The following is a 3,602-nucleotide window of genomic DNA, read 5'->3' on the forward strand; positions in this document are numbered from 1 at the left end:
CTGGCACCGCGCCTCCCGTCACGTCGTGGGTGCGGTCACCCCTGGTGGTCGCGCCCGCGGTGCTTCTCGCGCTTCTCGTGTCGCTTGTGCACGCCGGGCTGCTCGCTCTCGGCCGTGCCGTCCGAGTCGCCGCTCAGTCCGTCCGCCAGGCCGTTGGTCTGGTCGAAGGGGCGTCCGAGTGACTCGTCGTTGAGGTCTGCCACGGAGCGGTGACGCTCGTGGGCTTCGGGTTCGGGTTGATCGTCCATGCGCCGGACGCTACGCGCGGCGCGATGTCGCCCGACCCAGACCCGGGACGGTTCGCGCGTCGCGGTACCACGGGCCCCCGTCCGGGGGTACGGTGGTGACTGCGCGCGAGGGGTTCCCCCCAACACCTCGCACGCAGCGCTCGACCGGTTCCCCCCAACAGGTCGAGACGCGCCGGCCCCGGTCTGTTCGCAGACCGGGGCCGTTGCACGTCGCCGGGGCGCTCGGCGCTCGGCGCGCGTCTCGTGTCCCGCGTCCCGCGTCCCGCGTCTTGCGTCTTGCGTCTTGCGTCAGAGGGTGGCCGCGAAGTCCCGGACGGCTCGCTCCCAGCGCTCCGGGTCCTCGTTCCACTCGAGCGTGTGCGGCGCGGTCCGGAACGCGACCGCCCGGGTCCCCGGACGCGCGGTCTGCGCGGCGACGTCGGCCTCGGCGACGAGGGCGTCGGCCGCCGAGTGCACGAGCAGGGTCGGGGTCGCCGACGCCTGCCACGCGGTCGTCTGGACGGGAGCAGCGGCGCCCGCCAGCCGTGACAGCACGCCGGTGGTCGCGATCCGTGCCGCGACCGTGCCGACGAACGCGGGGAGGTGCGCGCCCGACACCGCACCGCGGAGCGCCGAGGACACGCTGAGCAGCGGCGAGATCCCGACGAGGCCGTCGACCTCGACACGGGAGGCGGCGACCGAGCACGCGAGCGCCCCCGCCGACCAGCCCTGCAGCACGACCCGGGTGACCCCGCGGCCCCGGGCTGCCCGGACCGCCGTCACGATGCGGTCGACCGCGCCGGGGTCGAGCGAGCGGAGCGGGAGGTCGGTCGTGTCGACGACCTCGGACGTCGCGCCGAGGGCACGCCAGACCGGGATGCCCCGGAGGACCTGCCGCGGCCCGAGCGACTGCCCGTGCACGTGGACGACGTGGGTGGGCCCGTCCGCGGGGACGTCGGTGGGCTCGTCACCGGGGACGTCGGTCGGTTCGTCGCCGGGGACGTCGGTCGGTTCGTCGCCGGGGACGTCCGCGAGGTCGTCGTACAGCAGCGCGTCCCAGCCCCACTCGCCGCCGGCTGCCGGGCCGTCCGTGCGCCGCCGGACCGTGTCCCCGTCGATGTCGAGCACCTCCTGCACGCGGACGTCCTGGCCGTCACGGGTGATCCGGTACGTCCCGGGCAGACGGGTGTCGCGGGTGGCCACGAACTCGGCCTCGGTCGGGGTGGCGCCCCGCACGGTGGCGGTCGCCGAGTACGGCGTGGGGAAGAGCAGCCGTCGCGCGACGAACGCGCCCAGCCCGAGCGTCCCGACGGCACCCGCTGCGGTCCCGAGTGCGGCGATGCGTCCACCGGTCATGTGGTCTCCTCCAGTCGTGCGGTGGTGTGCGTCGCGGCGGCCGGGACGTCCTGCCCGGCCTCGCGCGCGCGGTCCTCGATCTCGACGGACAGCCGGTGCAGTCGACTCCGCCACTGGCGACGCTGCCAGGCGATCGTGAAGTACAGCCCCCGGTTGCCGGACGCGCCCTCGAGTCGCCGCAGCTCGGGCTCCAGCGTCCGGAAGCGGACCCGGGCGGCCCGCCAGTCGCGGAACTCGCGGGCGGCGTCGGGCAGCACCCCGCCGGCGGCACCCACGGCGAGCAGGACCATCGAGGTGAGGAAGACCGGGGCGTAGACGGTGCCGAGCACCCGGACCGCAGCGTCCAGGCCGAGCACGTGCACGGCGTCGAGCGCGACCGCGATGGCCGCGAGCATGACCATCGCCGCGGCGCCGACGACGAACAGCCAGTACATGCGCCCGAGGCCGTCGCCCTCGCGGAAGCCGCGAAGGACGGCCAGTGCGGACCGGGTGATCACGACGGCGATGTACGTCATCTCGACCGCTGAGTAGAGCGCGGTGGGCAGCTGGTCCCCGTACTCGACCATGAACTGCGAGGTGGGCTCGGGGGCGTCGATCAGCACGAACAGCACGACCAGTGCGACGAGGACCAGTGCGACGCCGACGAGCCGACTCGGTCGCAGCAGTCGCGCGGACCGGGCGGCCGCCTCGACCGACTGCGCGAGGGCGAACAGGCCGCACACCATCAGGCAGCGCCCGAGCAGGTCGGCGACGTTCGGCGTGCGGGTCAGCCCGCCGAGGAACGTCACGACGTCGGGCTGGTTGATGCTCAGCCCGACGGCGACGAACGCGCAGCAGACCATGAGCCAGGTGACGCTCGCCGACTGGGTCCGGACGAGCCAGAGCCGGACGACGAGGACGGCCAGGATCAGCCAGACCGGGAGGGATCCCCAGACGTGCAGCGTCACCGGAAGATCCCGCGCGGCGCGGTGTCGGGGTCGAGCAGCCCGATCCGCAGGGCGAGCTGGTCGGCCACGAGCTCGACCGCCTGCTCGTGCGGGGTGTCGAGCGACCGGGTGAACGCCGTCCGTCCGGTGAGCAGCCCCGTGTACGCCTCGTGGTCGCAGCCGGGGTCGGCGAGGAACACGTGCGCGAGCTCGTGCAGCACGCAGGCCACCCGGGAGCGCTCGGACAGGTCGGGGCGCGTCTCGAGCAGGGCGTGGTCGGCGCGCTGGATGAGCCGGGCGGAGAGGTCACCGGGCAGTGCGGTCGTGCGGAGCCGGATCGGCTTGCCGAGGGCGGACTCGGCGCGGACGAGCAGCTCCGGCAGCGTCAGTCGTCGGGGGAGTCCGAGTCGCTGCACGCTGCGCCGGGCCTCGGCCTGCTGGCGGCGGGCACCGATCCGGTCGGCGAACGCGCTCACGGCGTCGATCCGGAGTCGTCGAGCCGCCGGACGTGCTCGGTGAAGTCGCGGATCTCGGCTGCGGAGGCGAACTCCCCGAGTCGCCGGGTGGCGAACGCCACGACCTCGCGCTTGCGGAGTTCGAGGACGAGTTCGAGCTGCGCCTGCACCCGCTCCGGGACGTCCGTGTTGCCCGCGGCGTCGGTGAGGTACTCGGATGGCACACCGAAGTAGCCGGCAAGCGCGACGAGCAGGCGCTGATCGCGGACGGCCGGCCCGTTGCCCCCGAGCATGTAGCCCCACCGCGGTCGGCTCATCGAGGCGCCCTGCGCCTCGATCTCCGCCACGATCTCCTTGTAGGAGGGGCGCTGCCCGGAATTGGCCTCGACGACGTCCATCAGGAGCTGGAGCTTGCGTGAGAGCTCGCGTCGGTGTGCGTCGTCGTCGGTGTACTCGATCATGTCTCCCCGCCCTGTACATCTGTCTCAGACATGGTAAAACTGAACCAGCGCGTCGGCCAGCGACACCCACTCTGCCAGGCGCGTGCCCGTTCGTCAGGTCGGCATTTCGTGGGGGGATGCCGAACAGGCGGGTTGCGCCGTGCGGTGGTCGCGAGCCGACGACGGACGGGAGGCGCG

5 protein-coding genes are annotated in these 3,602 nt (G+C 73.6%); all 5 read right to left on the bottom strand.

What is annotated here, in order from left to right:
- Positions 1-35 precede the first annotated feature (35 nt).
- The 5 genes from BIV01_RS19385 to BIV01_RS11840 all read right to left on the bottom strand — a co-directional run bounded on the left by BIV01_RS19385 (position 36) and on the right by BIV01_RS11840 (position 3,425).
- Positions 36-248 carry a hypothetical protein gene (locus BIV01_RS19385; RefSeq protein ID WP_139199319.1) on the bottom strand — a complete coding sequence of 71 codons (213 nt, stop codon included), beginning with the start codon at positions 246-248 and terminating at the stop codon, positions 36-38.
- 288 nt (positions 249-536) lie between these two features.
- Positions 537-1,583, bottom strand: a complete 1,047-nt coding sequence (locus BIV01_RS11825) for a hypothetical protein (protein ID WP_071302966.1) — start codon at positions 1,581-1,583, stop codon at positions 537-539.
- Positions 1,580-2,530 (bottom strand): hypothetical protein, encoded by a 951-nt coding sequence (locus tag BIV01_RS11830; RefSeq protein WP_071302967.1) that lies wholly within the window; start codon positions 2,528-2,530, stop codon positions 1,580-1,582. The genes BIV01_RS11825 and BIV01_RS11830 overlap by 4 nt, the downstream gene beginning before the upstream one ends.
- Positions 2,527-2,985: a hypothetical protein gene (locus tag BIV01_RS11835; protein ID WP_070417312.1), complete on the bottom strand. Its 459-nt coding sequence runs from the start codon at positions 2,983-2,985 to the stop codon at positions 2,527-2,529. The genes BIV01_RS11830 and BIV01_RS11835 overlap by 4 nt, the downstream gene beginning before the upstream one ends.
- Entirely contained in the window at positions 2,982-3,425 is a 444-nt protein-coding gene (locus BIV01_RS11840; RefSeq protein ID WP_070417311.1) for a hypothetical protein, read from the bottom strand. Before BIV01_RS11840 ends, BIV01_RS11835 begins: the two co-directional genes overlap by 4 nt.
- Between the last annotated feature and the right edge of the window lie 177 nt (positions 3,426-3,602).

The sequence above is a fragment of the Curtobacterium sp. MCBA15_013 genome, from assembly GCF_001865095.1.
In the GTDB taxonomy this organism is placed as follows: Bacteria; Actinomycetota; Actinomycetes; order Actinomycetales; family Microbacteriaceae; genus Curtobacterium.

What these genes read in the sequence shown, in the direction of transcription:
- BIV01_RS11840 (WP_070417311.1), bottom strand. Translation starts at nt 3,425, where the DNA reads ATGATCGAGTACACCGACGACGACGCACACCGACGCGAGCTCTCACGC.
- BIV01_RS11825 (WP_071302966.1), bottom strand. Translation starts at nt 1,583, where the DNA reads ATGACCGGTGGACGCATCGCCGCACTCGGGACCGCAGCGGGTGCCGTC.
- BIV01_RS19385 (WP_139199319.1), bottom strand. Translation starts at nt 248, where the DNA reads ATGGACGATCAACCCGAACCCGAAGCCCACGAGCGTCACCGCTCCGTG.